This is a genomic window from Ignavibacteriota bacterium, assembly GCA_016218045.1.
GTDB lineage: Bacteria > Bacteroidota > Ignavibacteria > SZUA-365 > SZUA-365 > JACRFB01.
Genome location: JACRFB010000040.1, coordinates 139,273 through 163,478, shown reverse-complemented (window position 1 = coordinate 163,478; position 24,206 = coordinate 139,273). Strand labels below are relative to the sequence as shown.

Here is a 24,206-nt window from a genome sequence, read left to right as displayed (position 1 = left end):
CAGCTCCTGTGTCTATGAGCGCTTCCGATGGACGGGTCCGTGATCACTCAGTAGAGGATGACCGGGAATATCAATTCGTACTCGATGCCGGATTGATCGTTGCTGCTGTTGTTCAGATTGCCGTCGAAGATCTTCCGGATGTAGAGCAATGCGACCTTGCACGGTATCACATGTCCCGTGGTCGCGCTGGTCCATGTGCCGGACGATGCCATGATAAACACGTCGCCCGGGCGCGGTTTCACCGATGAGGCCGTGGGCGGGAAATCCCAGTTCAGCAGATTCTGGGAGAAGAAATTCGGGCCTGCGTTCAAGGCGTTTTGCACGCGCTGCACGATGAGTCGCACGTCGGCGAATTCGTTCTCGTTATAGTTTGTCGCGAAACGGATCAGCCGTGTGAACTCCGACGATGCGACACGGAAGAGCATCGGATCCTGCAGCTTCTGCGATCCCGGCGGCACACGCACCGAGGTGGTGTCCATCACCTCGACAAAGAAGTCGTGTTCATTGGGCGGATACGGGAAGGTCTTGGTCACGGGCTGCAGCATGTTGAAGAGGCGGCCGATGTCGAGCGAGCCGTCGAGATTTGTGCAGCAATCGATATGGCACACCTTGCGCACCGGGGGTTCGGGCAGCTTGGGTGTGTTCTGGCCGTAGGCGTACAACGTGATGACGTTGCTGATGTTGATGAAACTGCCCACCGACGCGCGCACGTCGAGGAGCTGCACGCAGTTCCCGCAGCCCGGACTCGAGAGACGTATCTGCATGTTGAATTCGTTGTCGGCCGCTGTGCCCGTACGCACGCGCCTGCCCGACGCAAACAACGCCTCGAACTCGTCGATGGTCGGCGTATTGAAGCGCACGGTCACACTCGAACGCACACCCTTCTCGAGACGGATGCTGCTGCCGGGTGTCACATCGTACAGACTGCTCGGAACACGACGCGCGTCGTTGTCGATAACTTCAATGCGCACATCGGCGGGTGACGGACAGCACGCCGTGTCGGGCAGCAGCAGCGTCACTTCCTGGTACACCGCGCTGCGCGTGCCGCCGCAGGCCGCGTTCGGCGAGAAGGGCACGGTGCCAAAATCCACTCGCACGGGCTTCGCGGCGTTGAACTCCTGATTGCCCGGACGCAGCAGCAACGGACACATCGAGCGGCAGCCGAAGCCGCGCAGCGTGGTTATCACGCGGCAGGGCGTTCCGTCGGCCAGCCGGAAGTACACGCGGAAGGTGTCGACGGCGTTGCCCGCCTTGAAGGGCCGGAAACGCGCGGTCAGGCGGATGTTCCCGCCGGGCTGCACAACCTCGCCGCCGGAAGGCGCAAGCACGTCCCACGCGCGTTCGCGGTCGCGCGAGACCACGCTGTCGACGGTGAGCGCGCGGCAGTTCGCCGGATTCGTGTACACTATGAGGTTCGTGTAGTCGCGCGTGCTGCCCACCTCCACGTCCTGCACGCCGGGCTCCAGCGCGATCATGGAGTCGCGCGGGCAGGTGCACGTGAAGGCCGTCACGGTGGCGAGCAGGCGCACACGCACGGTGTGGGTGGTCGCGCCGTCGGGACAAAGGACAATCAGATCCATTACTCCTTCATAATCGCCCGCGGCCACGGTCGACACGGCGAAGGTGATGGTGAAGGCCTCGCCGTTGGCGATGGTGACGTTCGGCCCGGTCACGACGCGGTCGTTCACGCGCATCTCGCGGATGCTGAACGGCGCGGGCGCCGCGGGCACGGTGACGGTCAGCCGGTCGTTGGGATTCGGGCAGTCGAGAAGGAAGAGCGTCCGTGTCAGCGTGTACTGGGCGATACCCGGGGGATTGCCCTGAATCAGATCTGTGCTTCCTGTTTCGTCGATGAACTGATAGGTGAGCAGTGTATCGCTCGGACAGCACACGGGCCAGGTGCCCGCGAAGCGCAGCGTGACCGTGGCATCGTTGCAGAACAGGAAGACCGGCGGATCGGTCGTCTGCCTTTCGCTATCGTAGGTGCCCACCACACGCAGATTCACGCCCGTAGCCGGAAACACCGCGCTGTACACTGCCACGCCCTGGTCGTTGGTTTCGAGCCGCGCGAGTTCATGGTCGCCATCGGCACGCACCTCGTAGATGACGATCTGCGCGCGCCGCGCCGGACCGATCACCGCGCCCGTGGCCGGATCGACCTCCTTCGCGAGCACCGTCAACACACGCTCCTTCGAGCCCTGCGCGGGCACAACCTCGTCCTTGCACCCGGCGCTGCTCAGGATCAGGATGCCTGCGACGATCAGGAGACTGTATATTCCGAGACGTGTCATGACTCCTCCGGAAACGGGAAACGGGAAACGGTGAACGGTGAACGGTGAACGGTGAACGGTGAACGGTGAACGGGGGACGAGGGACGGGGGATTCCGGAATGCTTCAGCGTTCTGCGTTCCTTGTTCTTCTCTCTTCCCTCTTCTCTTTTCACTAAAATGTGACGCCGAAACGCAGTCCGACCAGATTCGATATGCGGACGGGATTGCGTTCATCCGCGGGGATGTCGGGGCAGCATTCAAGCGGTGGAAGGGGCAGCCAGGTGCGGCGAACGAAGAGGTCCGCGCCCAGATCGACCTGTTTGGAGACGGGGATTTCATAGCCGATGCCGAGTCCGAGCCAGATGCGCCGGTCCTCGGCGATGGGCGCGCCCGTGGTGCCATCGAAGGTCACGCCGAGATCGCCAAAGAGATACCAGGCGTTGCAGTTGCATCCATAGGGATCTGGACGGTTGTTGAAGGTGATACGCGGATGCAGGGAGACGGGAATGAATGTCGAACCGTCCACCGGCCATACACCGACGAGAGGACCGAGGTGAAAGGCATGTGTGCCGCCGAAGCGTAACACTTCCCACAGCAATGCGGCTTCCGCTCCCACAGTGATCGTTGTACCTCCGCGTCCCGTACCGAACGTCTCGGGTTCATAGAGCACACCGCCCGCGGCGTCGGGATAGAACACCGCGGTCTGATCTCCGCGGTAGGCGCCCATGGCGCGCAGTTCCACCTTGTCGAAGACCAGCAGGCCGTCGCGGGCGGCCTCGCAGTTTTTACAGCGGCAGTAGAGCGCGACGGGCTGCGGGTGTGTCTTGGTGTCGGAGACGCGTAACACGCGCAGCACCGCCGCCTCTGGTATCGTCAGACCCGCGCTGCCCTCGCAGTCGCCCGCTTTTGCGCAGGGCACGTCGACGCGCAACACGCGCTGCTCGACTTCGCACAGCAGCGAGGGCTGGTAGGGAGTGGTGAGCGCAAGCACCAGTTCGCCGCTGCAGGGATCGGCCACGGGATCGCGCAACTCCACGCTGTACATGTACGCGTCGGGCGGCGGGCAGTCGCCGTAGTCGCAGTACGCGCACGAACTCGACGCGCAGGACGAGAGCAGAACTCCTGTCACGAGCGCGGCGCACAACAAACACAGCCGCACAGCGACATCGCGCGCGCGGAGAGTGATAACAAAACGGTTCATCGCCTGCATCATACGGCACCCGTTCAGGTCGACATGTGGGGAGCGGAAAGGATAGGATGGAGATAATTTGGTATGAAATTATTCAACTCAGCGGTCAAAGTAAAGACACCCGCCCTGAATAGCACATGGTGCTTCCGTGTACTCCGTCACATTGCACAACGACTCAGAAGCAGGTAGATTTATTTTCGGACGTACCCTATCATGGATGGATAACGTGAAAAAAACCTACACTATCTCCGGCATGTCGTGCCAGCACTGCGTCATGGCCGTAAAAAAAGAACTCGCAAAACTCGAAAATCTCGACGCCGCTGAAGTGCGCATAGGCGCGGCCGATGTGGAATACGATCCCACCCGCGTCGACGAGGCAGCAATCCGCGCGGCGATCATTGAAGCCGGATACGCAGTCGTGGAATAGTGGAATGTAGCAAAGTAGCAAGGTAGCATTGTGGCCTGCTTCCTCAGGCACGCTACTCGTATGTACGGTCGCTCCTTGCGATTTCGATACGTCTTAAACGCGCAGACGGTGGTAGCCGGAGGACGAATCCCTGAGATTGCCTCTGTCGCCCCATCCTCGTTTTGTAGGTGTGGCGGTGGGCGACATGTGGGAATCGTTTTGTACTTAATAAAGTAATTGAGACATCTTGATTTTCGCCATGTTCGATTTTAGATTTAGGAGGAGCATGGGTATGCTCCGTGCGTGTTTCTAATCTTTTCCTTCTTGGAGGGCTACAATGAAAACGCATCGGTACGCTCTTTTCGCGGCGGTTGGAGTGGTATTGATGACAGGGTTCGGCCTCTATTCGTCGCTATCTGCACCTTTGCAGCATCGGCATGCCATGGTTGTCTCACAGCCGACAGACACTGTGCTTCTTCGACACTGGTATCATTACAGATCGATCAGCACGATGTACGACTCGATCATTCTTGGCTGCAAGTATGGGGAGATTTGTCTTCCGTCGGATGATAGTGCATGGGTCATCCCGAACGAGTCCTTTGGAGGAGACAGCGGTTCAGACACCACCGCGACGGCAATCGGAGAGTTGTCGCGCACCTCTCCCTTCCCGATCCATGCGCAGTCGCAGTTGTCATTCTTCCGAATGCTGACAATGGTAGAGATGGATACATTGCACGCACATACAATAGCCGACACGTGCACTTTTACACTCGAACTTCGCGAATTCGGTTCCGACACATGGATTGCGACGCTCGACAGCGTTGGCTATCTTCCCGGGGTCATCTCGACGTATTCGTCACCTCCAGTGTTTGGGATACAGAGCACAACGGGATTATGCATCGATCAACACCTGATTGAACTGGGCTCCTATGCGGATGTGGCAGACACGGTGTACCTTGTATGGAAGGTCAGAATCAGCTCCTCAGGGCAGGAACAATTCTGCAATATCAACGACACGCACGGAATCCCGACGAAGATTTCCGATTTCTTCCAGCCGATCTACAAGGCCACGAGTGGTCCTTCCACTGTGAATCCTGTTTCGGATATGGTATTGTATCCCAATCCAAGTTCGGGAGATTTTTGGGCTAAGGTGGTTTTGCAGCAGAAGGCCAGTTGCATATTATCCGTGTATTCCCTCGATGGTAAGCACATCGGACGAGTCTTCAGCGGCCCCTTCAACACTGGTGCTTCTCTTATTCCTGTTCAACTTCGACATCTGGCACCCGGCACCTACCTGGCAAAGATCACAGGGGAGGACGGAGCGGATTTGGAGGTTCGGCGGTTCGTGATTCATCGGTAGAAATATTCCCACAACTCCAGTGACTACGATAGATATTGAACGGAGGAAACCATGAGGCATGCATCGTTCATCTTCTCTCTGGGGTTCAGTGTAATTGTTATAACAAGTTTCGTTCCTTGCGCAACTGCGGCACCTACTGGCCGCGGATCGTTGGAAAGTGTTGCAGCAATGAATGGTAGGGGGCCCCGTGTGATATTCCGTGTACCGCCGCGTGTTACACGCATGGAATGGTCGGGTTGCCCGCAATCATTGTCGTCCTCACAGTCGACAACTGGGCGTGCTGCGGTCGTATCATGCAAGGAATATGTCTGCGAATATCGAGACAAAGATGGAAACCGCGTTATTGTGTACCCACCTTTGAAGGGCTGTGATGTTGTGCTGGGAGAAACCCAATGCACTGTGAGAAAATCCTGCCCTCAGCATCTGATAGTAAATTAGGTAGCGGTGTGCGGTTCAGTAGCAATGGGAATACTTTGCTCCCTTCCCATCTTTTGCCGTGGACATGTAGCAAAGCAGCAAAGTAAAAAACGGATTGTTTTCAACTTTGCTACTTTCCCACTTTTTACCGTGGACATGTAGCAAAGCAGCAAAGTAAAAAACGGATTGTTTTCAACTTTGCTACTTTCCCACTTTTTACTGTGGACATGTAACAAAGTAGCAAAGTAAAAGACTGGCTGTTTTCTACTTTGCTACCTTCCCACCTTGCTACTTTCCCACTTCTTGAACACCCTACCGGGCTGTCGCCCAGACACGGAGGAGCAGCTTCTTGATCTCCATCACAAGAATGATTGTGAAGGAGACACCGAGACAGATGGCCCATTCGTCGAGTGTGAGTTCGTTCACACGCATGAGATCGTTGAGGCCCGGCAGGTGAATCGCCAGCACCTGCAGTGTAACAGACGCAAGCATCACGAGCAGCAGGGGGCGGTTCGAGAAGGGGCCGATGCGGAACAGCGACGAGCCGACCGAGCGCGAGTTGTGCACGTTCCATATCTGGAAAAAGGCGAGCGTGACAAAAGCCATGGCCCGCGCCTTGCGCAGCGCAAACTCCTGCAGTTCGGGAGTGAGCAGGAAATACGAGTAGTTGTGCAGCGCCCACTGGTACACCCCGAGTGTGCCGATCATCATCACCACACCGGCGATGATGATGGACACAAGCATCTCCTTCGGCACCAGCCCCGCGTTGGTCTCGCGCGGCGGACGTTTCATCACATTCCCATGTTCCTTCTCGTAGGCGAGCGGGAACGTGGAGATGCCGTCGGTCACAAGATTGATCCACAGGAGCTGCGCGGGCAGCAGGGGCAGCGGCATGCCGGCGATGATGGAGGCGGCAAGCGTCAGCACACCGCCGAAACTAGTGCTGAGAATAAAGAGAATGATGTGGCGCAGATTGTCGAAGATGACGCGGCCGTAGCGTACGGCCGAGGCGATGGACGCGAAGTTGTCGTCCGTCACCACCATGCTTGACGCCTCCTTCGCGACGTCGGTGCCCGAGCCCATCGCCACGCCGATGTTGGCGGCTTTGAGAGCCGGAGCGTCGTTGACGCCGTCGCCCGTCATTGCGACGATGTGATTGCGCTTCTGCAGGGCTTTCACAATGCGCAGCTTGTGCATCGGTGAGACGCGCGCGTACACTTCGGTCACATCGCAGATGCCCAGCAGGCGGCGGTCGCTCATGTCCTCGAGTTCGGCGCCGGTCACCACGTCGATGGCCTCGTCGTCGAGCGCGAGCTGCTGCGCGATGGCGCGGGCCGTGTCCTTGTGGTCGCCCGTGATCATGATCACTTTGATGCCCGCCGTTTTGCAGTCGGCAATGGCCTTCCGGGCCTCGTCGCGCGGCGGATCGTACATGCCCTGCAGGCCGGCAAACACGCAGTCGCGGTACACGTTCTCGTCGAACACCTCCTCGCCGTCGCCGATCTCGCGATAGGCGAAGGCGATCACGCGCAGCGTCTCGCCCGACATCTTCTCGACGGCGCGGTGCACCGATTCGTGATCTATGGGCGCCTGGCCCTGTGCGGTCCAGGCCGAGGTCGACATTCCGAGAACACGTTCCACCGATCCCTTGACGAGCAGATATTTTTGTCCGTCGGAGCGCACGGTGACGGCCATGTACTGGTTCTCGGATTCGAAGGGACGCAGATCGACGATGGGAAACGCGCGCGCTTCGGCCTCGACATCGAGTCCACCCTTGCGCGCGGATACAAGCAGTCCGCCCTCGGTCGGATCGCCGACCAGCTTCCATTCCCCGTCTTCACGCACAATTTTGGATTCGGTGCAGATGAGTCCGATGCGCAGCGTGTACGCGAGCGGCGACTGCCTGTCGTCGATCTGCACCTTGGCGCCCTCCTCGTCGAGGATATCGCCCGCGGGATCGTAGCCGAGTCCGGTGACGCTGTACCAGCGGCTCCCCGTATAGATGCTTCGCACCGTCATCGCGTTTGCGGTGAGTGTGCCCGTCTTGTCGGTGCAGATGATGGTGGTGCTGCCGAGCGTTTCGACGGCGGCGAGTTTGCGGATGATGGCGTTGCGTTTCGCCATCGCATACACGCCGATCGAGAGAGCGACGGTGACCGATACCGGCAGTCCCTCCGGTATGGCCGACACGGCCATGCCCACGGCGGTCAGAAACATCTGCACGAAGGAATTGCCCTCGAGCATGCCGGCGATGAAGATGAGAAGGATGGCTACACCGATCGCAAGACTCAGTTTTTTCCCGAAGGCCTCGAGGCGATGCTGCAGCGGCGAAATGCTTTCGCCCGCCTCGATAATGTTTTTGGTTATCGCGCCAAGTTCCGTTTTTACTCCCACCGACGTGACGACACCCTTGCCGCGTCCGCGCTGCACCACTGTGCCGGAGTAGATCATCGTGAAGCGGTCCCCCAGAGCGGCCTGTGTTTCAACGTCGGCAAGCGCCTTTTTTGTCACCGGCAGGGATTCGCCCGTGAGCATCGATTCGTCCACCACCAGTTCCTGCGTGTCGAGCAGGCGGATATCGGCCGGCACCTTTGTGCCGGATTCCACAAAAACGACGTCGCCGACAACCACCTCGGTCGCGGGCACCGTGGTCTGTTTTCCGTCGCGCGCGATGCGCGCGCTGGGTGACGTGAGGTTTTTCAGCGCATCGAGCGCCGCCTCGGCGCGTTTCTCCTGATAGAAGCCGATGAGAGTATTGACGAAGACGACCACAAAGATGACGATGGAGTCCGCCAGATCCGCCAGCAGGCCCGTGAGAATGGCCGCGCCGATGAGGATGTAGATGATCGGATTGTTGAACTGTTCGAGGAAAAGACGAAACGACGATTTTTTCTTTTCCTTCGGGAGTTCATTGGCGCCATTGCGGTGGCGCGAGGCCGCGACGACATCTGAAGCGAGACCGAGTTCGGCGTCGGTGCCGAGGTCGGTCAGGACTTCGGCGATGGGGAGTGCGTGATAGGGTTTTGTCATAGTCTGTCCATGGTCTCGATTCAACCGTGCATAGTGTGCCGAAAGTTCCGACTATCCGTGTGAATCGGCAAATGCCCGTGTGTCATTGCACCAGCTCGCGCGCCTTCACCATCGCCGCGAAGGCCTCCGCGAGCCTTTCGCCGCACTCGCGCGCGGCTGCCGCGCGCGGGCCCGCCTGGGCCGTCGTCACCGCCGACTGTCCCGCTCGTGTCACGCGGTACACACCGAGTACGTTTTTCCCGTCGAAGTAATATTCCTCCCACTCCGCGTCTCCCGTGTCGGCGCGCGCGATACACAGCACCATCGCGCCATCACAAAAATAGAACTCGCGCCGTGGCGCCATCGCGGCGATATTCTGTGTCAGCACGGCGGTGAGCAGGGAACTGCGGCGCCGCCAGGGGGTGTGTTCGTCCTCGAGTTCCACCGACCTGTACACGATCTCGGTATTTTGCGGACCCGATCCGGGCACGATACGCTCGAGACGCACAATACCCGGCGCCGCACCACCCGCTTCGGGTCCCGTCCCCAGCGTCTCTTCCAGCTCCAAACGATACGCGCGTATACGTCCGACGGACGTATGCTGCGCGGAGAGTGTGGTGGTGATCGCGCAGAGCAGCAACACGGCCGACAGTTTCATGTCGTCCCTCCATCTCAATGTGTAGCAGGAAAATACGCAGACGGAAGGGAAGTACAGCGTGAATACCACAGATGCCCCCTGCGCGCACGTTCCATGCCGCGGGCGCTGTGTCGCACAGCAACCGCTTCACCGTTCGTTTGGAAATATCCCCGATTGCGTGTAAAATTGGAATTCTCCCTTTGGGGGGATTTCTGGAGAGGTGCAGGAGTGGTTGAACTGGCACGCCTGGAAAGTGTGTGTACGGGGAACCGTACCGTGGGTTCGAATCCCACCCTCTCCGCAACAATGTGTTACACGTGGGCTGCGTCCAACTGCGGCCATTCCGTGTATCCGGAATATTTCGCTGCGTACCAGATCGCATCATTCGCAGCGCGAAAGACTGGCGTGTCTGTATACAGCCCGATGCGCACACGCTGCCGCGCGCGAGGGCTGTCAGAGCTTGTCGCGGTGCAGCAGCGCAAATCGCACGAGCGCGTAGGAGCCGGAAAGATTGAGTTTGCGCGTGATGTTGGACCGATGCCCCTCGACGGTGCGCGGACTGATGTTGAGCATCGTCGCGATCTCATCGGAGGTGCGATTTTCGGCGATGAGATGTAATACGCGTCGCTCGGCCTTCGTCAGTGTGGAGATGGCGAGCGGCGAACTCTCGGCATCGTCGGCGGATCTCTTGCGTGGTGCCACAAGACGTTCGGAGAGCGCGGGACTCACAAACACGCGGCCATCCGTCACTTCGTCGAGCGCGGTGACAATTTCATCTGCGGCACCGTCCTTGAGGATGTACCCGCAGGCGCCGATGTCGAAGGCGCGCTTGAAAATTGCGGCCGTGTCGTGCATGGTGAGATAGATGAGCTTGGGCGGCGCGGGGAGTTCGCGCAACATGCGGCCCGCTTCCAAGCCGTCGAGACGCGGCATTTCGAGGTCGAGCACGGCGATGGCCGGACACAGGCGTTGGGCCTCGAACACGGCCTGCTGTCCGTCCCCGCATTCAGCCACGACGTGGTAGCGGCCGTCTTCCTCGATGACATCACGCAGGCCGCGCCGGAAGATGGGGTGGTCGTCGGCGACGAGAATGTGGATGGGTTCTGCGTTGCTCATGCGGCGGACTCCGCCTTTCTGTACGTCGCCGTCTCGACGGGGATTACAATGTGTATGGCCGTGCCGCCGCCGCCGGGTATGGTGGAAATGTCGATGTCGCCGCCGAGCATACGCACGCGCTCATGCATGCCATGGAGGCCGAAGCCCGCTCCGCGGCCGTTTCGTGCCGTCGAGTTGAATCCCAGCCCGTCGTCCTCGAGCGTGATACGCAGGCAGTCGTCCGTACACGACACCATCACCAGCGCCTCGCGAGCGCGTGCATGTTTCAGCATGTTGTTGACGCCCTCCTGCACGACGCGGAACACGTTGATTTCGTGCTCCCGCGCAACAAGTCCGTCGATATCGGCCACGTCGAAGGTGAAACGCGTTTCGGAGGCCTCGGCCACCGTGGTGAGCATGGCGCGCAACGTCTCGCTGAGACCGAGGCGGTCGAGCTGCGAGGGGCGCAGGTCGCGCGAGATGGCGCGCACATCATCCACCGCCTGCGCGGCGAGGTCGGAGATAGCGCTGAGGTGCGCGGCAAGTGCATCAACCTCGAGTGCGCCGCGCAGCCCTGTCAACGCGCGGTTCCGAATCACCAGCAAGCCCTGGCTCAGGCCGTCATGCAGATCGTGCGCGATACGCGCGCGTTCCTGCTCCTGCGACAGGATGAGTTGCTCAGTAAACATCTGCTGGATTTCCTGTTCACGCTCGGCGCTCGCGGCTGTGTTTCGCAGCCGTTCGGCTTCCGCCGCCTCCACACGCAGTCGGGACTCGCGCCTCCGGCCCTGCAGGGCGCGGAACGCGATGAATCCGGCGATACACATCATCAGCACTCCGGCAATGATGAGCAGACGCCGCTCCTCGTCCATCGCATGTTTGTCCGCTTTTAACTGCGCGTTCTGCTCCAGCAACGACATGATCTTGCGCCTGTACTCCGCGTCGGAGGCGGCTGGACGAACGCTGTCGCCCACGGGTTGCGGGGTCTGGCCAAGGCCGCACGGAGCCATGGACAGCAAGAGCATAAGCGCAAGGCACGCCGAGGCGCGAGGCCGGGGTGTGCTCGCGCAATGTGCAGCACTGTGAGTGGATGTGATGGAAGCGTGAGGCACTGTTGCGGAATTCATGGGTCCATCGATACATGGGTGCGCCGGCGGGGCACTATCGATCTGTTGTGCCCGGAGACTCACGTGGGCGCCGTGCGGCGGCGGAGAGGAGGCATGGCGCACAGGCCAAAGTACACCCCGCTCCGGTCGCATGTCAAGAGGGAAAAGCCGCAATATGAATCGAAATTCAGCCATTGTGTATCGGAATTACCCGTTGGGCGGTCATATGGGACGGTAGAATTACCACCGGCGGGGACTCTGCCTCATCTCATTCATACAGACGGGAACTTTTACCCGTGTAAAACACTTTAAATTTGAAACTCGGTGCCATCCCCAGCGTATTCAGTACACTGTCGCAGTCCTCTACCGTTTTTCCCCTTCAGGAGGTTGTAATGAAACATGCCGCCAACCGTCGATCCACTATAGTTAGAACTGCGGGTTTCACCGCGGCCGCGTTGTTTGTTGTGCTGCTCGGCGCCTCTGTTCAAGCGCAGATATCCACGACGCCCTTCCGTCAGTTTCAGGACGTCTACACGCCGATTTCCGGTGGAACTGTCCTCGCGAATGCCGGCGCGGCGGTGTCGCCTTTGACGTCCGGTTCGTTGGACGATGGATACTGGACCGTTCCTCTCCCGTTTCCGTTCCTGTACAACACGTTTAATCAGAATACGATCTATGTCTGTACCAATGGATACGTGACGTTCGGGTCGGGGTCCACGAGTCTGACAGGCGCCATTTCCGGCGGTCAGGGAAGCCAGGGTGCCATCGCCGGACTTTCGCGCGATCTCGACCTGCGTTCCGGTGCACCTTCGCCCTCACTCTCATACGCTACGAGCGGTTCGGCGCCGAATCGTATCTTCACGATTCAGTGGGCGTCTATCAAGACGTATCCCGCAGCCACATATCCCGGAGACAACATTAACTTCCAGATTCGCCTGTACGAGACGTCGAATCGTATCGACGTCGTGTACGGCACGTTCACAACCGCGGCCACCACAACGGCCCAGGTCGGTCTTCGCGGATCCTCCACCGCCATGGTGAACGTCAGCAACCGCATGGTCACCTCGGGTGTTCATACCTGGCCGACCGCGGTGGCGGGTACCGTCAGTTCCTCGTCCTGCGCCTACAATCCCTCCCTGACCCCGCCCTCGGGCTGGACTTTCTCCTGGGGCTGCAACATCCCGGGCGGTTCGGCTTCGATGGAGATCGTGGACGTCAACGGCGCCCCACAGCAGTACGTGTACACACCGGGCACGATTTACGTGAAGTACAGCGTCTCGTATCCTCTGGCAACAGCCTACACGATTCCCGTGACGCTGCGATTCTACCGCATCGGCGATCCCTCGGGTCTGCCCTCGGGCACGGCCAACTTCGACATCCTCAAGCCGGCCGGTGTTGCCAATGGCACCGCGGCGGTGAACATCAATCTCACGCCCGCGTTCTACCGTGTCGAGGCCGCATACCGCATGCTGAACAATTGCGGCACCGCGGAGGATTATAAGCTGTCGACGTCGATGCTCGCACTCGCGCCGGGAACAGAACTCTGCCTCGTCTGGCCGGGTGATGCAAACGACGACGGCCTCGTGAACTACGGCGACCGCAAGGCGCTCAACACCTACATTCGCGATGCGAATCTGAGCCCGACCTGGTTGAACGGTCCGGCGCGCTACCGCCAGGAAGCCGCCACGAATCCGCTGGCCTATTTCACGTGGACGGCACAGCCCTCGCTTCCGTGGTCCACCACCATGGGGTGCCACATGGACACGGACGGCAACGGCGTGATCAACAACCTCGATTACATCGCCATGAAGCTGAACTGGGCAAAGATGCATGGCATCGTGGTCAAGGGCGGCGCCTCGTTCTCGACCGAGAGCTTCGACATGGACCAGAACTATCCGAATCCGTTTAATCCCACAACGTCGATCCGCTACAGCGCTCCCGAGCGCAGCCAGGTGCGTCTCGCGGTGCATGATGCAACGGGGCGGACCGTGGCGGTGCTTGTCGACGACGCTATCGACGCCGGTGTACACACGGTGACCTTCGACGCGGGCGCGCTTGCCAGCGGCCAGTACATCGCAACGATCTCGATGGTGGGAGCCGAGAGCGGTCTCTCGTTCTCGAAGACAATCACGATGACGCTGCAGAAATAAACGCGGCGTCCTCCGAATAACGGAGAATCCCGGATCGATTCGGTCCGGGATTCTCTTTTTTTAATCGCAGGGTGTCACATGACCACCGTGAATATCTCGCGGTGCCCTCCTGCGAGGTAGGGGACAAACCCGGCGTACCACTGCTGCCATTCGGCCCGGCCCGTTTCCTCCTGCATCATCGCCTCGTATTCCGCGAGATTGGTGAAGGTGGTTTCGAGGACCAGGGTGTAGTACGGTCCGGTGAGATCGGACAAAACACGGAACGTGCTCGAGGCACCTTCAAAGAGCGACGCACCTTTGCGTATCGCGGCAATCGCGTCTTTCGCCTTGCCGAAATGGAGTTGGAACACATCGCGCACGAGTATCATCGAAACATCCTTTCGCTGAACGGTGAGAGAGATGCCGGCGACGTACGCGACGCAAACGGCGCGAACGGGGACGGCGTGTGATTTCGTGTTGAGAAGTGGCGACGGACGAAAATACCACGCCTCGTATCCGAAATGCAACTAGCGTCCCGCGGGTTCGAAACACCCCGGGATCTGATCGGCGCGTGCCGGTGCTGTTCAGCGCACGATTACAACGGGGATTTCGAGTTCGTGCCTGACGGGCTCGATGGTGCTGCCGAGGAGGAAGTCCGCCGCCGCGCGGTGTCCGTGTCCGCCCATGACAAGAACGTCGATCTCGTGCAGGCGTGCGAGGCGTACGATTTCCTTGGGCACATTGCCGAAGCCGAGAGCGGTGTCGGCGTCGACGCCGCGGCCCGCGAGCGCTCCGGCGAGTGTGGCGAGGTAGGCCGCGTCCTCGCGCGCCTCGGTGTCGAAGGCCTCGTGTCCGAACACCGTGCCGCCCGCGCCTTCGACCACGTGGAAGAGCACGAGGCGCGCGTCGTGATGGCGCGCGAGCGAGAAGGCGTGCCCGAGCACCTTCTGGTCGTCGTCGCTCATGTCGACGGCCACGCCGATGCGCCGGTATTTCGGCACCTCGAAACGCAGCGTTTCATCGTCGGCGAGCAGGAGGTGGCGCAGCGATTTCCAGCCGGGGAGGCGGTCGGTGACGGCGCCCGGCAGCATCGGCTGCAGGGTGACGTACAGGAGCAGGGCGGCGACAAGTCCGAGCACGGGCGCGAGAATGGAGCCGAGCAAAATCGGAGAACCGGATCCGGATATCCACTCCGACACCGTGGCTGCCACGAGCTTGATGTTGAGCGACACCACGATTGCGGCGACGAGCCAGGCGAGCAGGCGCACCCAGAGCTTGTTCGCGAACGCGCCCATGATGCGACCGCTGCTCGTGAAATGAATGAGCGGGATCACGGCAAACGGAAGCTGCAGACTGAGTATCACCTGGCTGAGAATGAGCAGCCGGTACGTGCCGCCTTCGCCGGAGGAACTGATGACGATGACGGCGGGCACGATGGCGAGAAGCCGCGTGAAGAGACGCCGCAGGAAGGGACGTATCTTGAAATGCAGATATCCTTCCATCACAATCTGTCCCGCGAGAGTTCCCGTGATGGTCGACGACTGTCCGGCCGCGAGCAGCGCGAGCGCAAAGGCCGTTCCTGCGAGCGTGGTGCCGAGCAGCGGCGAGAGCAGATGATGCGCCTGCTGCAGTTCCGTCACGGCCATGCCGTTCCGGTGGAACGCGGCCGCAGCCAGCACAAGAATGGCGCCGTTCACAAAGAAGGCGGCGTTGAGCGCGACGGAGGAATCGATGAGATTGAAGCGGCAGGCCTGTCGTTTGCCTTCGTCGGACGCGTCGAAGCTGCGTGTCTGAACCAGCGCCGAGTGAAGGTACAGATTGTGCGGCATGACCGTGGCGCCGATGATGCCGATCGCCACATAGAGCGCGCCGTCCGGCAGGCGCGGAACAAATCCGCCCGCGATGCCCGCGAGATCGGGCTTCGAAAGAAAAAGTTCGAAGATGAAACAGAGTCCGATGACCGTCACCAACGAAAGGATAAACGCCTCGAATTTGCGCATCCCCATGTTCTGTATCGCGAGAAAGAGCATCGTGTCGACGCCCGTGATGAGCACGCCCCAAATCATGGGGATACCGAACAGCAGGTTGAGGCCGATGGCCGTGCCCAGCACTTCGGCGAGATCGGTGGCGGCGATGGCGATCTCGGTAAAGACCCAGAGCGCGAAGGTGACGGGGCGCGGATAATTGTCGCGGCATGCCTGCGCCAGATCACGCCCCGCCACAATGCCGAGCCGCGCGGAGAGCGTCTGCAGCAGCACTGCCATGGCATTCGACATCAGAAGCACCCACAACAGCGTGTAACCGAAACGCGCTCCCCCCTCGATGTCGGTTGCCCAGTTGCCCGGATCCATGTACCCGACACTGATCAGGTAGGCCGGGCCGAGAAACGCGAACATGCGACGCCAGATGCTCACACCTTTCGGGATGTGCACGGAGCGGTGTACTTCGGACAGTGATACCTGGGTCCGCGACACGGCGGCCTTTCGTTAAATGAGGATGTCTGCAGATGTAATATACACCGACCACGGAATTTGAGCCAGCAATTATGGAATTACCCGGTGGAATTCTCCTCGAAAGCTTGACTCCCGCATGGAAATGTATCAAGTTTGCAATAGCAACGGTCTGTACAACGGTGCCTCCCGCCAAGGACGATCCTCCCGCCCAGGATCAACCAAACGCGATCGACACATACTCCGGATGGCACCGTGAGACTCGCAACACAGCACCGCATTCGGTGCGGTGTGTTGCCGTTGCTGCCACCCATGTGATTCAACGGTGAATTGGAACGCTGCCCGAGGGCTCACACCTCGGAGGGCATGCGCACCATCAGCGCTGCACATGTCACAGGAATTGTGTTGTCCGCCTTCCACACTACCATAGACGGGAAACAATGGATTTCTCTCCACACTGACATCGTGCCCTCCGTGCCGGACGGGACGGGTACGGAGGCACACGCGACGTTTCCGCCCCGGGCTGAACGGTCCGAAAACTCGCATCACCCGGAAACACCACCGTGGTGTTTTCCCCCGGTGAGCTGCAGGCGGACGGATCCTCTCCTCGCGACCATCACGGCATCTCAGGGAACATGCCCGCAACCATCACGACAACACCTGATCAGGTACCACGCGCAAAAAAGGACATTCCCACATGTCACGCAGAAAGAATCTCTCCTCTTCCCCGGCAGGCGCCGGGACCGGATCTGAAAAGGTCGATATGGTCCTGCTCACCGAGCGCATGATCGACGAGCTTCTCTCAAACACAACGGCCTATGCTCTGGCGAAAGTATCGGGTTTGAATTATCTCACACTCCAGCACATCGCGAAAGGCGAGGCCAAGCGCGTTTCACACAAAGTGTATAATGCCGTCAAGGCGTACTACGACGCGGTAAAGGCGGGCACCGCGCCCGCACGTCCCGAACGGGGCAAGCCGGGACGCAAACCCCGCGCCGCCGGTGCGGTGCTGCCTTCCTCGGGATTCATGGGTGCCACGGCGGGTGACCGGCTGGACCTGTCCGCGATGCCATACGTGCGCCTCGAAGCGATCGAATCCGAAATTGAGCGGCTCGAGAAACGGATCGTGATGTTAAAAGATCTGCTCGAACTCGCAAAGGGATTGTGAGGCCGCCATGTTCACCAATTTTGTTCCTCTGGGACGCTTTGTCGTGCGTCCTCCCGACCCTCCCGAAGAAGGGGAAGTCGAGGAAGTCCAAGAGGAGAGGATGCCGGTTGAAAAGTCCGACAACCTTCTGCTCGCGGAAAAACTTGCGCGCGAACTTCTCGCGTCGCTGCGCATGTCCGACATCGTTGCGCGATCGGGCGTGATGCCTTCCACCGTGCGTAATCTCGCTTCGGGAAACGCCGTGCGCGTCTCGAAAAAAGTGCTCTTCGCTCTGCAGCGCTGCGTGAATCACATGCACGAACCGCTGCCGCGAGCCGCGAAGCCGGGCGATCAGCAGGAAGCTGCCGTGGAGCCCCCGCGTCCGACGGCCCTTCCCTCTGCAACGGAAGCGGCGGGCAGTGTGCAGCCGCCGGGCATGTTGTCGGATCAGGTCGATTTTCCATCTCTGACGTTTCTTGATGCCTCTGCATTCCTGGATCTCGAGGGTATCGCCTCCGCAATCCGTGAAAGCGAAAACCGTCTCGTGAGACTACGCAGACTCAGAGACCTCTCGCAGGAGTTGTCGCGCTAGCGCGCCTCTAAAAACTGCTCATTTGTTCAGTTGACGCCCGCCGTGCGCCCGCGTAATTTGACGGCAGGTCATCAACCGCTTTCATACTCCCTTCCTCGTACCGCTGTGGCGCACGGCGGAGCGCGCGTTCAAAGGCCGCATGGACGGCTGTGATGATCATTATTCATTTCGCATCACAGAAGGACTACCGTCATGCGCACACTTCCGGCCCTCTCACGCGTGTTCGTTGTCATATTGACCATCTCCGGATTGCAAGCCGCGGACGCGGCTCAGGAACCGGGAAAAACCGCGTCCCAGAATATCACCTTCATCAAGAACGACGGTCAGCTCGTCGACAGCAAGGGGCGCGTGCGTCCGGACCTGCTCTACACCGCCGACGCGGGAGGCGCGCGCCTCTATTTTCAGCGCGACCGCGTGAGCATCGTCTTCACGCGGGCAAGCGTCGCTGCGCATCCAGCGCAAGCGGGCATGCCGCATGGTGAGACGGACGAGGAACTGCGCACGTACAGGATGGACCTCCGCTTCGACGCGGCGAATCCCTCGCCGCACGTGCGCGCCGAGGACCCCGCTCCCGGCCTGCGCAACTACTACGCTGCGCATTGCCCCGCGGGCGTGCTCGGGGTGAAACAATATCGGACCATCCGGTATGAAAATCTCTGGCGCGGCATCGATGCGGTGTTTATGGAACGGGACGGCCGATTAAAATACGAATTCGTCGTGTCCCCCGGCGCGAATCCCTCCGACATCCGCCTTCGCTACGAAGGGGCGGACGCTGTCGCCCTTACCGCGGCGGGTGGTCTCGAGGTCCTCTCGCCATTAGGAGGCATACACGAGGACGCGCCTGTCAGTTGGCTCCTTGCCGCCGACGGCGGCAGAGTGCCGGTTGCCTCCGCCTTTCGTCTCGAAGGGGATGCCTTGGGCTTTCGTGTCGCGTCGTACGACGCGGCCGCCACGCTGGTCATCGATCCCTGGGCGACGTACTTCGGTGGCGCGGGATCGGAGCGCGGTGCCGCCGTGGCGGTGGATGCGCAAGGGAACATTCTGCTTGCGGGCGCATCAAACGGCGCCGACTTCCCGGTGAACAATGCGCAGCAGACGGTGAACGGCGGCAGCTATGATGCGACGGTGACGAAGTTCACATCGGGCGGCACGATGATATGGTCCACCTACTACGGCGGCACGGGGATCGAAAACGGATACGCGATCGCCGTTGACGGCAGCGGCAATGTTGCTCTAGCGGGACGCACATACAGCGCAAACTTCCCGACGCAGAACGCGCAGCAGTCGAGCATGGGCGGGACGGGAGACGCGTATGTGGTGAAGTTCAACGATGCCGGAGTGCGGCTCTGGGCCACCTTTCTCGGCGGCAGCGGCGGTGAGGAGGGCTTCGGTGTGGGCATGGACGGAAGCGGCAATGTGTACACGGGCGGGAGAACATACAGCGCAGATTTCCCGACGCTGAACGCGTTTCAACCCGCGCAGGCAAGCGGTTCCGCCGATGTGTTTGTGAGCAGATTCAGTGCCTCCGGCGTCCTCCAGTGGAGCACGTACTATGGCGGCACGAGTGATGATTATGGATGGGGTTTGACGCTCGACGGCAGCGCAAACGTGATCGTGGCGGGACAGACCAAGAGCAGTTCCTTCCCGGTGGCTGGCGGATTCCAGGGATCTTTCGGCGGAGGGAATGGAGATGGGTTTGTTGTCAAGTTCAATTCGAACGGCGGACGCGAGTGGGCCTCGTTTTACGGCGGCAGCGATTTTGACGAATGTAATCGCGTGGCCGTCGACGGCAGCGGCAACATCGCGCTGGTCGGTATGACACGCAGCGCGAATTTCCCTGTTGCCAATGCACAACAGAACACACTTGCGGGATCGTCGGATGCAACCGTTGTGTACATGTCGCCGACGGGTACGCGGATGTGGGCAACCTACTGCGGCGGACCCGGCAGCAACGATGAAGACTACGGTACAGGCGTGGTATTCGATGCGAATGGGAACGTCGTCATCACGGCGGGAACCACCAGTACCGGCTTCCCCGTGCTCAATCCACAGCAGGCGTCCAATGCAGGCGCCACCGATGCCGCACTCGTGAAATACAACGCGAGCGGCACCCGGCAGTGGGGCACCTATTACGGTGGATCGGCGGACGAGTACGCCGGCTCACCCGCGATTACCACGGGAAATACCATCGTTGTGCCCGGATATACATACAGCACGGATCTGTACGTGCCAGGCGCGAGTCAGGCCGCCAATGCGGGCAACGCGGACGCGTTTATCGCCACGTTCCTCTCGACGGGTTCGCTGCCTGTCGAATTTGTCGCGTTCACGGGCGAATTGCGCGAGGGCCGCGTGGAGCTGCGCTTCCGTACCGCATCCGAGACGAACAATGCGGGCTTCGAGATCGAGCGCCGTATCGGTGATGATGAAGGAAACCCGTGGACCTCCGTCGGCTTTGTGTCTGCGCGCGCGCCGCAGGGCGGTGGCGCCGAATACGAATTCGTGGATCATTTCGTGGATCGCGTTGTTATTCCCATCGCCGTTTCGTACCGCATCCTGCAACGCGATGTTGACGGGACCACCCTCGTTTCAACGGTGCTGCGTCTCTCTATCGCTGAGACCGAAGGAAACACGCGGCTCGACGCGTATCCCTCGCCTGTGCGCGATGTGCTGACACTCGCATGGTCGGGAATGCCTGCCGATGCGGCGGATGTTCGAATCTACGATATACACGGCCAGGAACTGCGCCGCGTGTCCGTGATTTCGTCCGCCGGACGCGGTTCGGCTGTCCTGGGTATCGGAGATCTTCGTTCCGGCCGATATTTCGCGCGTCTCGCGACAGGTGCACACGTGTCATTCCATGTTGTGCATTGAGTCCACGGCCGTGTGCCCGCGTCGCTCAGCGGTGTGAACATCTCGGGGATGACAGGCGCTGTTCCATCACGGCCGCGCGTGATGGGCATCACGTGCAGCGGATTGCGCGCGGTGGTATCTTCCGCCATCCGCCATCTCCCGCACGAGGAACTCGCATGTCGCCGCGCCACATCCATCCCGCCCTCCTGCTGCTCCTGCTCATCGGCGCACACGCCGAGGCGCGGCTCATTCAGGCAGATCCGTCCAACTACCGGTCCTTCCTGAGCACCTTGCGCGCCGGAGACACGCTGTCGCTCGCGGCGGGAACGTACACGCAGGATCTCGCGCTGAGCGGACTCAACGGCACCGCCGACGCGCCGATCGTGATCACGGGCAGTCCCGTGAGGTACACCACCGTGTTCCTCGCGCGCGCCTGTTGCAACACGGTCAGCATCACGCAGTGCTCGTACCTCGTGATCCGCAATCTCGAGTTGAACGGCAACGGCGTGGAGGTGGACGCGGTGAAGGGCGAGGGCACTGCCGGGAACTGGGCGCATCACATCACGCTCGAGTACCTCAACATCGTGGGCTACGGCGGTGATCAGCAGCTCGTGGGCATCAGCACGAAATGCCATGCGTGGGACTGGGTCATCCGACGCAACCGCATCATCGGCGCGGGCACGGGACTGTACCTCGGTAACTCCGACGGCGACAAGCCGTTCGTGAACGGGCTCATCGAATACAACCTCATCCTGAATCCCGTCGGCTACTGCATGCAGATCAAACATCAGGCGGCCGGTGTGCGCGACGTCTTTCCCGGCACGGCGGTGGACGGGAAGACCATCGTGCGGCACAATGTGTTCTGCAAGCAGCAGAACGCGTCCACCGGCGCGAATGCGAGGCCGAACGTGCTGCTCGGCGCCTTCCCGCCCGACGGCCCCGGGGCGCGCGACACGTACGAGGTGTACGGCAATTTCTTCTACGACAATCCCGTGGAGGCGCTCTTGCAGGTCACGGGCAATACGAATTTGTACGCGAACGTGTTCGTCAATCACCAGGATCCCGCGGGATTTCCCACCGTGAGCGTGACGGCGCAGAACGGATTCCGGCCGCGCACGATACACATCTTCCACAACACCATCCTGAGCGCGAGCACAACGGGCGGGATACGCCTGTACAATCCCGACCCTGCCTACACGCGGACCTGCATCGCAAACGCCGTGTTCACGGCGCATGGCATCGAGCCGAATTTTCCCGACACGCTCGCCAACGTGCTAGATGCGTACAGGCGGGCGGGGCTCTTTCTCGTTGGCGTTTCCAGCGACATCGCACGCCTCGACCTCGTCCCGTTCTGCACCCGTCTGCGCGGCGATGCGCTGCCGGACTCGCTGTTCCCCGATGCGACAGACGGTGACCGGGATTTCAACGGGCTGCCCTACGATGCGACGTATCGCGGTGCGTACGCCTGCTGCGACGTCAATCCAGGATGGAAACTCGCGCTTGATACGATGGCCGAGAAACGTGGAGGGACCACCTTCAGTGAAGTGGTGGAATCGCGTGGTCTCGCCCTAGAACTTGTGTGTCAACCTCAACCCATCCGCCACGCCGCGGCGATCACCGGCATCCTCCCTTCAGAGGGGCGCATTTGTATCAGTCTGGTGGATCAGCTTGGTCGCGAAGTGACGGTGATTCACGACGCTTGGCACGGTGCCGGCCGGTTCAGCACGACGGCACACCTGGCATCCATCTCGGCGGGAGTATACTTCCTGCGGGCGGTCACTGGCAACGCCATCGTCGCGATACCGCTGATCATTGCGCGCTGAGCGGCAGGACGTCACGCGCAGGCATGCGACGGAAAAATCTGCCGCTCGGCCATCGTGTGCGACGGCACCGCGCGCTTTCCCCGCATGAGAACGGCGCGCGGGCGCCCTCAGCGCAGGATCAGGGTCCGGACCGCCTGCGTGTGTCCCGCGCGGAGGATCGCAACGTACAGGCCGGCCGGCAGGGGGCCGGATTCCCACTGGAACAGGTGCTCGCCGGCGAGCAGATATCCGTCGTACAGCGTTGCCACGCGTGCGCCGTGCAGATCGACCACCACGAGCGTCACTGACCCCGCATGCGCCAAGGTTGCGCGAAGAGTTGCCCCGCCTCCCGTCATCCGTTCGATTGGATGCGGGTAGACCTCTTCCAGCGCCGCCGCGCCGGGGGCGACGGGCGCGTAGCGCTGACTGAGCGGGGTCCCATACACGGTGCCGCACACACGCGCAAAGGCGAAGCTGCCCCTCTTGTGGTTCTCCGAATAATAGGCACGGAGGTTCACCTCCGTGAGACCGATGCCGTCGGTCCACACTTCGAACCCTTCGTCACCGGAAGTGACATCAAAGTCGCCGCGGAAGGCGCAGAGCGCGATGGACGTCCGCGGGATGCCGTCGATGGTCACCAACCGGACGTCGGTCACCTCCCAATCGAGGACGACGCAGCCGCGCACCGCGTGATTCGGGAGCACGAGTTCCTCCGTCACACCGGTATCCCGTCCCGTCCCAGTGAATGTGCCGTTGCTGTCGCTCCGCACGCGCATGCGGGCACCCGGCCCGTCGATCCATGTCCGCATCAGCCGGAACCACTGATGCCCGCGGGCCGTGTCGGCCGCGCGCACGGTGTCGGAGATGATGAACGTCGTTTCGTGGGGCGGATTCCCAATCCTCGCGGTGTTGCGCACGGAGGCCTGGTGGACGTCGCCGTCGCACAGGGGGAGGAAGTTCCGCAGCACCGGATCCCAGTTGTGACGGCGGCCGTCGATCACCCAGCCCGATAGGACCGCGGACACCTTCGGCGTCCCATCCGGATTGTACACGTCGATGGCGACGATGCCGTATCCGTCGGCGAGGGTAAGCAGTTCGGTCCGCTCCCTCGTCACCTTCCGCACGCGAAAGGCGCGTGCCACGCTCCCGAACAGCGTCGTGTCGAAGCGCCGCAGCACGGTGATGCGGGCTTCCGAGATGACGTAGGTCGACGCTTTCGTGATATACCACCGTCGGAGCGTCATTGTGTCCGCCGCAGGGATGACCACGGGAAAAAACTCGTTGATGACTCTGGCGAGTGGATAACGGATGGCCACCGAATCGGTGCATTGCAGAATGCCCTCAGGAGCAACACGCGCGTACGCTCTGTTCGCCATGTCGAGGACTCTGGTCCCGGTGCGTAGGACAAGGACGTGTTCATCCGCGGGCTCAGGCAACGATCCGTGGACGGGTTGGAACGACAGAAGGAACTCCCCGGTGCCCGTCGTGCCTACCGCGTAGCGCAGGAAATTTCCCGGGCGGAATGGGAAGCGGCAACTGTCCTGCGCCGTCGCCGTGACGAGTGTCAGGACGAGCAGGCAGCAGGGAAAAACCGTGCCGCAGAATCTCACAGGATACTCCTTGGTGTGGAACCGCATCCGTTCGTCTCTGAAGTGGGACATCGGTGTGTGCGGTGAAGGATGGTTCCGCGGAGGACAGAGCAAAACGTGGGGTGGGGTCGCAATCGCGTTTGCTCCCGTCATGACGC

The 24,206-nt window shown here is 60.9% G+C and carries 16 protein-coding genes and 1 tRNA gene; 8 read left to right on the top strand and 9 right to left on the bottom strand.

The annotated features are described in order from the left end of the window. Positions 1–47: 47 nt before the first annotated feature. Together HY962_10370 and HY962_10365 are read right to left on the bottom strand one after the other, a co-directional pair. Positions 48–2,291, bottom strand: coding sequence for a hypothetical protein (locus HY962_10370; protein ID MBI5647324.1), 2,244 nt, complete (start codon positions 2,289–2,291; stop codon positions 48–50). A 151-nt stretch (positions 2,292–2,442) separates the two neighbouring features. Beyond that, a complete protein-coding gene (locus HY962_10365; GenBank protein ID MBI5647323.1) occupies positions 2,443–3,471 on the bottom strand; it encodes a hypothetical protein in 1,029 nt (342 codons plus the stop codon). A gap of 214 nt (positions 3,472–3,685) precedes the next feature. Between HY962_10365 and HY962_10360 the strand changes: the two genes are divergently transcribed. Next, positions 3,686–3,886 (top strand): heavy-metal-associated domain-containing protein, encoded by a 201-nt coding sequence (locus HY962_10360; GenBank protein ID MBI5647322.1) that lies wholly within the window; start codon positions 3,686–3,688, stop codon positions 3,884–3,886. A gap of 316 nt (positions 3,887–4,202) precedes the next feature. Continuing rightward, positions 4,203–5,225, top strand: a complete 1,023-nt coding sequence (locus HY962_10355) for a T9SS type A sorting domain-containing protein (GenBank protein ID MBI5647321.1) — start codon at positions 4,203–4,205, stop codon at positions 5,223–5,225. 729 nt (positions 5,226–5,954) lie between these two features. On the opposite strand, the gene HY962_10350 is transcribed toward HY962_10355, so the two are convergent. Both HY962_10350 and HY962_10345 read right to left on the bottom strand, forming a co-directional pair. Continuing rightward, the gene (locus HY962_10350) at positions 5,955–8,672 is read right to left on the bottom strand and encodes an HAD-IC family P-type ATPase (GenBank protein MBI5647320.1); all 2,718 of its coding nucleotides are present in this window, start codon (positions 8,670–8,672) and stop codon (positions 5,955–5,957) included. A gap of 82 nt (positions 8,673–8,754) precedes the next feature. Beyond that, positions 8,755–9,309 (bottom strand): hypothetical protein, encoded by a 555-nt coding sequence (locus HY962_10345; protein MBI5647319.1) that lies wholly within the window; start codon positions 9,307–9,309, stop codon positions 8,755–8,757. Between the two features lie 193 nt (positions 9,310–9,502). Between HY962_10345 and HY962_10340 the strand changes: the two genes are divergently transcribed. Then, a tRNA-Ser gene (locus HY962_10340) sits at positions 9,503–9,589 on the top strand. A gap of 152 nt (positions 9,590–9,741) precedes the next feature. Here the strand turns inward: HY962_10340 and HY962_10335 are convergent. Both HY962_10335 and HY962_10330 read right to left on the bottom strand, forming a co-directional pair. Continuing rightward, a complete protein-coding gene (locus tag HY962_10335) occupies positions 9,742–10,404 on the bottom strand; it encodes a response regulator transcription factor (protein ID MBI5647318.1) in 663 nt (220 codons plus the stop codon). Continuing rightward, a complete protein-coding gene (locus HY962_10330) occupies positions 10,401–11,393 on the bottom strand; it encodes a sensor histidine kinase (GenBank protein MBI5647317.1) in 993 nt (330 codons plus the stop codon). Before HY962_10330 ends, HY962_10335 begins: the two co-directional genes overlap by 4 nt. A gap of 488 nt (positions 11,394–11,881) precedes the next feature. Here HY962_10330 and HY962_10325 point away from each other — a divergent pair, with 488 nt between their 5' ends. After that, complete coding sequence (locus HY962_10325; GenBank protein ID MBI5647316.1) at positions 11,882–13,639, top strand: hypothetical protein; 1,758 nt, start codon at positions 11,882–11,884, stop codon at positions 13,637–13,639. Positions 13,640–13,713: 74 nt separating this feature from the next. Here HY962_10325 and HY962_10320 read toward each other — a convergent pair whose 3' ends face one another. Both HY962_10320 and HY962_10315 read right to left on the bottom strand, forming a co-directional pair. Continuing rightward, positions 13,714–14,007 (bottom strand): hypothetical protein, encoded by a 294-nt coding sequence (locus HY962_10320; GenBank protein ID MBI5647315.1) that lies wholly within the window; start codon positions 14,005–14,007, stop codon positions 13,714–13,716. Positions 14,008–14,202: 195 nt separating this feature from the next. Continuing rightward, positions 14,203–16,092, bottom strand: coding sequence for an Nramp family divalent metal transporter (locus tag HY962_10315; protein ID MBI5647314.1), 1,890 nt, complete (start codon positions 16,090–16,092; stop codon positions 14,203–14,205). Between the two features lie 673 nt (positions 16,093–16,765). On the opposite strand from HY962_10315, the gene HY962_10310 reads away from it, so the two are divergent. The 4 genes from HY962_10310 (at position 16,766) to HY962_10295 (ending at position 22,480) form a co-directional block, all read left to right on the top strand. Next, entirely contained in the window at positions 16,766–17,236 is a 471-nt protein-coding gene (locus HY962_10310) for a hypothetical protein (GenBank protein MBI5647313.1), read from the top strand. Positions 17,237–17,243: 7 nt separating this feature from the next. Further along, entirely contained in the window at positions 17,244–17,807 is a 564-nt protein-coding gene (locus HY962_10305; GenBank protein MBI5647312.1) for a hypothetical protein, read from the top strand. Between the two features lie 192 nt (positions 17,808–17,999). Further along, complete coding sequence (locus HY962_10300) at positions 18,000–20,678, top strand: SBBP repeat-containing protein (protein ID MBI5647311.1); 2,679 nt, start codon at positions 18,000–18,002, stop codon at positions 20,676–20,678. A 155-nt stretch (positions 20,679–20,833) separates the two neighbouring features. Further along, the gene (locus HY962_10295) at positions 20,834–22,480 is read left to right on the top strand and encodes a hypothetical protein (protein ID MBI5647310.1); all 1,647 of its coding nucleotides are present in this window, start codon (positions 20,834–20,836) and stop codon (positions 22,478–22,480) included. 107 nt (positions 22,481–22,587) lie between these two features. On the opposite strand, the gene HY962_10290 is transcribed toward HY962_10295, so the two are convergent. Continuing rightward, a complete protein-coding gene (locus HY962_10290) occupies positions 22,588–24,120 on the bottom strand; it encodes a hypothetical protein (GenBank protein ID MBI5647309.1) in 1,533 nt (510 codons plus the stop codon). Positions 24,121–24,206 lie beyond the last annotated feature (86 nt).

Excerpts from the sequence above, each read along its gene's own strand:
- HY962_10310 (MBI5647313.1), top strand. The coding sequence starts at position 16,766 with ATGTCACGCAGAAAGAATCTCTCCTCTTCCCCGGCAGGCGCCGGGACC.
- HY962_10330 (MBI5647317.1), bottom strand. The coding sequence starts at position 11,393 with ATGGCTCCGTGCGGCCTTGGCCAGACCCCGCAACCCGTGGGCGACAGC.
- HY962_10300 (MBI5647311.1), top strand. The coding sequence starts at position 18,000 with ATGCGCACACTTCCGGCCCTCTCACGCGTGTTCGTTGTCATATTGACC.
- HY962_10365 (MBI5647323.1), bottom strand. The coding sequence starts at position 3,471 with ATGAACCGTTTTGTTATCACTCTCCGCGCGCGCGATGTCGCTGTGCGG.
- HY962_10355 (MBI5647321.1), top strand. The coding sequence starts at position 4,203 with ATGAAAACGCATCGGTACGCTCTTTTCGCGGCGGTTGGAGTGGTATTG.
- HY962_10290 (MBI5647309.1), bottom strand. The coding sequence starts at position 24,120 with ATGTCCCACTTCAGAGACGAACGGATGCGGTTCCACACCAAGGAGTAT.
- HY962_10295 (MBI5647310.1), top strand. The coding sequence starts at position 20,834 with ATGTCGCCGCGCCACATCCATCCCGCCCTCCTGCTGCTCCTGCTCATC.
- HY962_10370 (MBI5647324.1), bottom strand. The coding sequence starts at position 2,291 with ATGACACGTCTCGGAATATACAGTCTCCTGATCGTCGCAGGCATCCTG.
- HY962_10320 (MBI5647315.1), bottom strand. The coding sequence starts at position 14,007 with ATGATACTCGTGCGCGATGTGTTCCAACTCCATTTCGGCAAGGCGAAA.
- HY962_10345 (MBI5647319.1), bottom strand. The coding sequence starts at position 9,309 with ATGAAACTGTCGGCCGTGTTGCTGCTCTGCGCGATCACCACCACACTC.
- HY962_10305 (MBI5647312.1), top strand. The coding sequence starts at position 17,244 with ATGTTCACCAATTTTGTTCCTCTGGGACGCTTTGTCGTGCGTCCTCCC.
- HY962_10325 (MBI5647316.1), top strand. The coding sequence starts at position 11,882 with ATGAAACATGCCGCCAACCGTCGATCCACTATAGTTAGAACTGCGGGT.
- HY962_10350 (MBI5647320.1), bottom strand. The coding sequence starts at position 8,672 with ATGACAAAACCCTATCACGCACTCCCCATCGCCGAAGTCCTGACCGAC.
- HY962_10335 (MBI5647318.1), bottom strand. The coding sequence starts at position 10,404 with ATGAGCAACGCAGAACCCATCCACATTCTCGTCGCCGACGACCACCCC.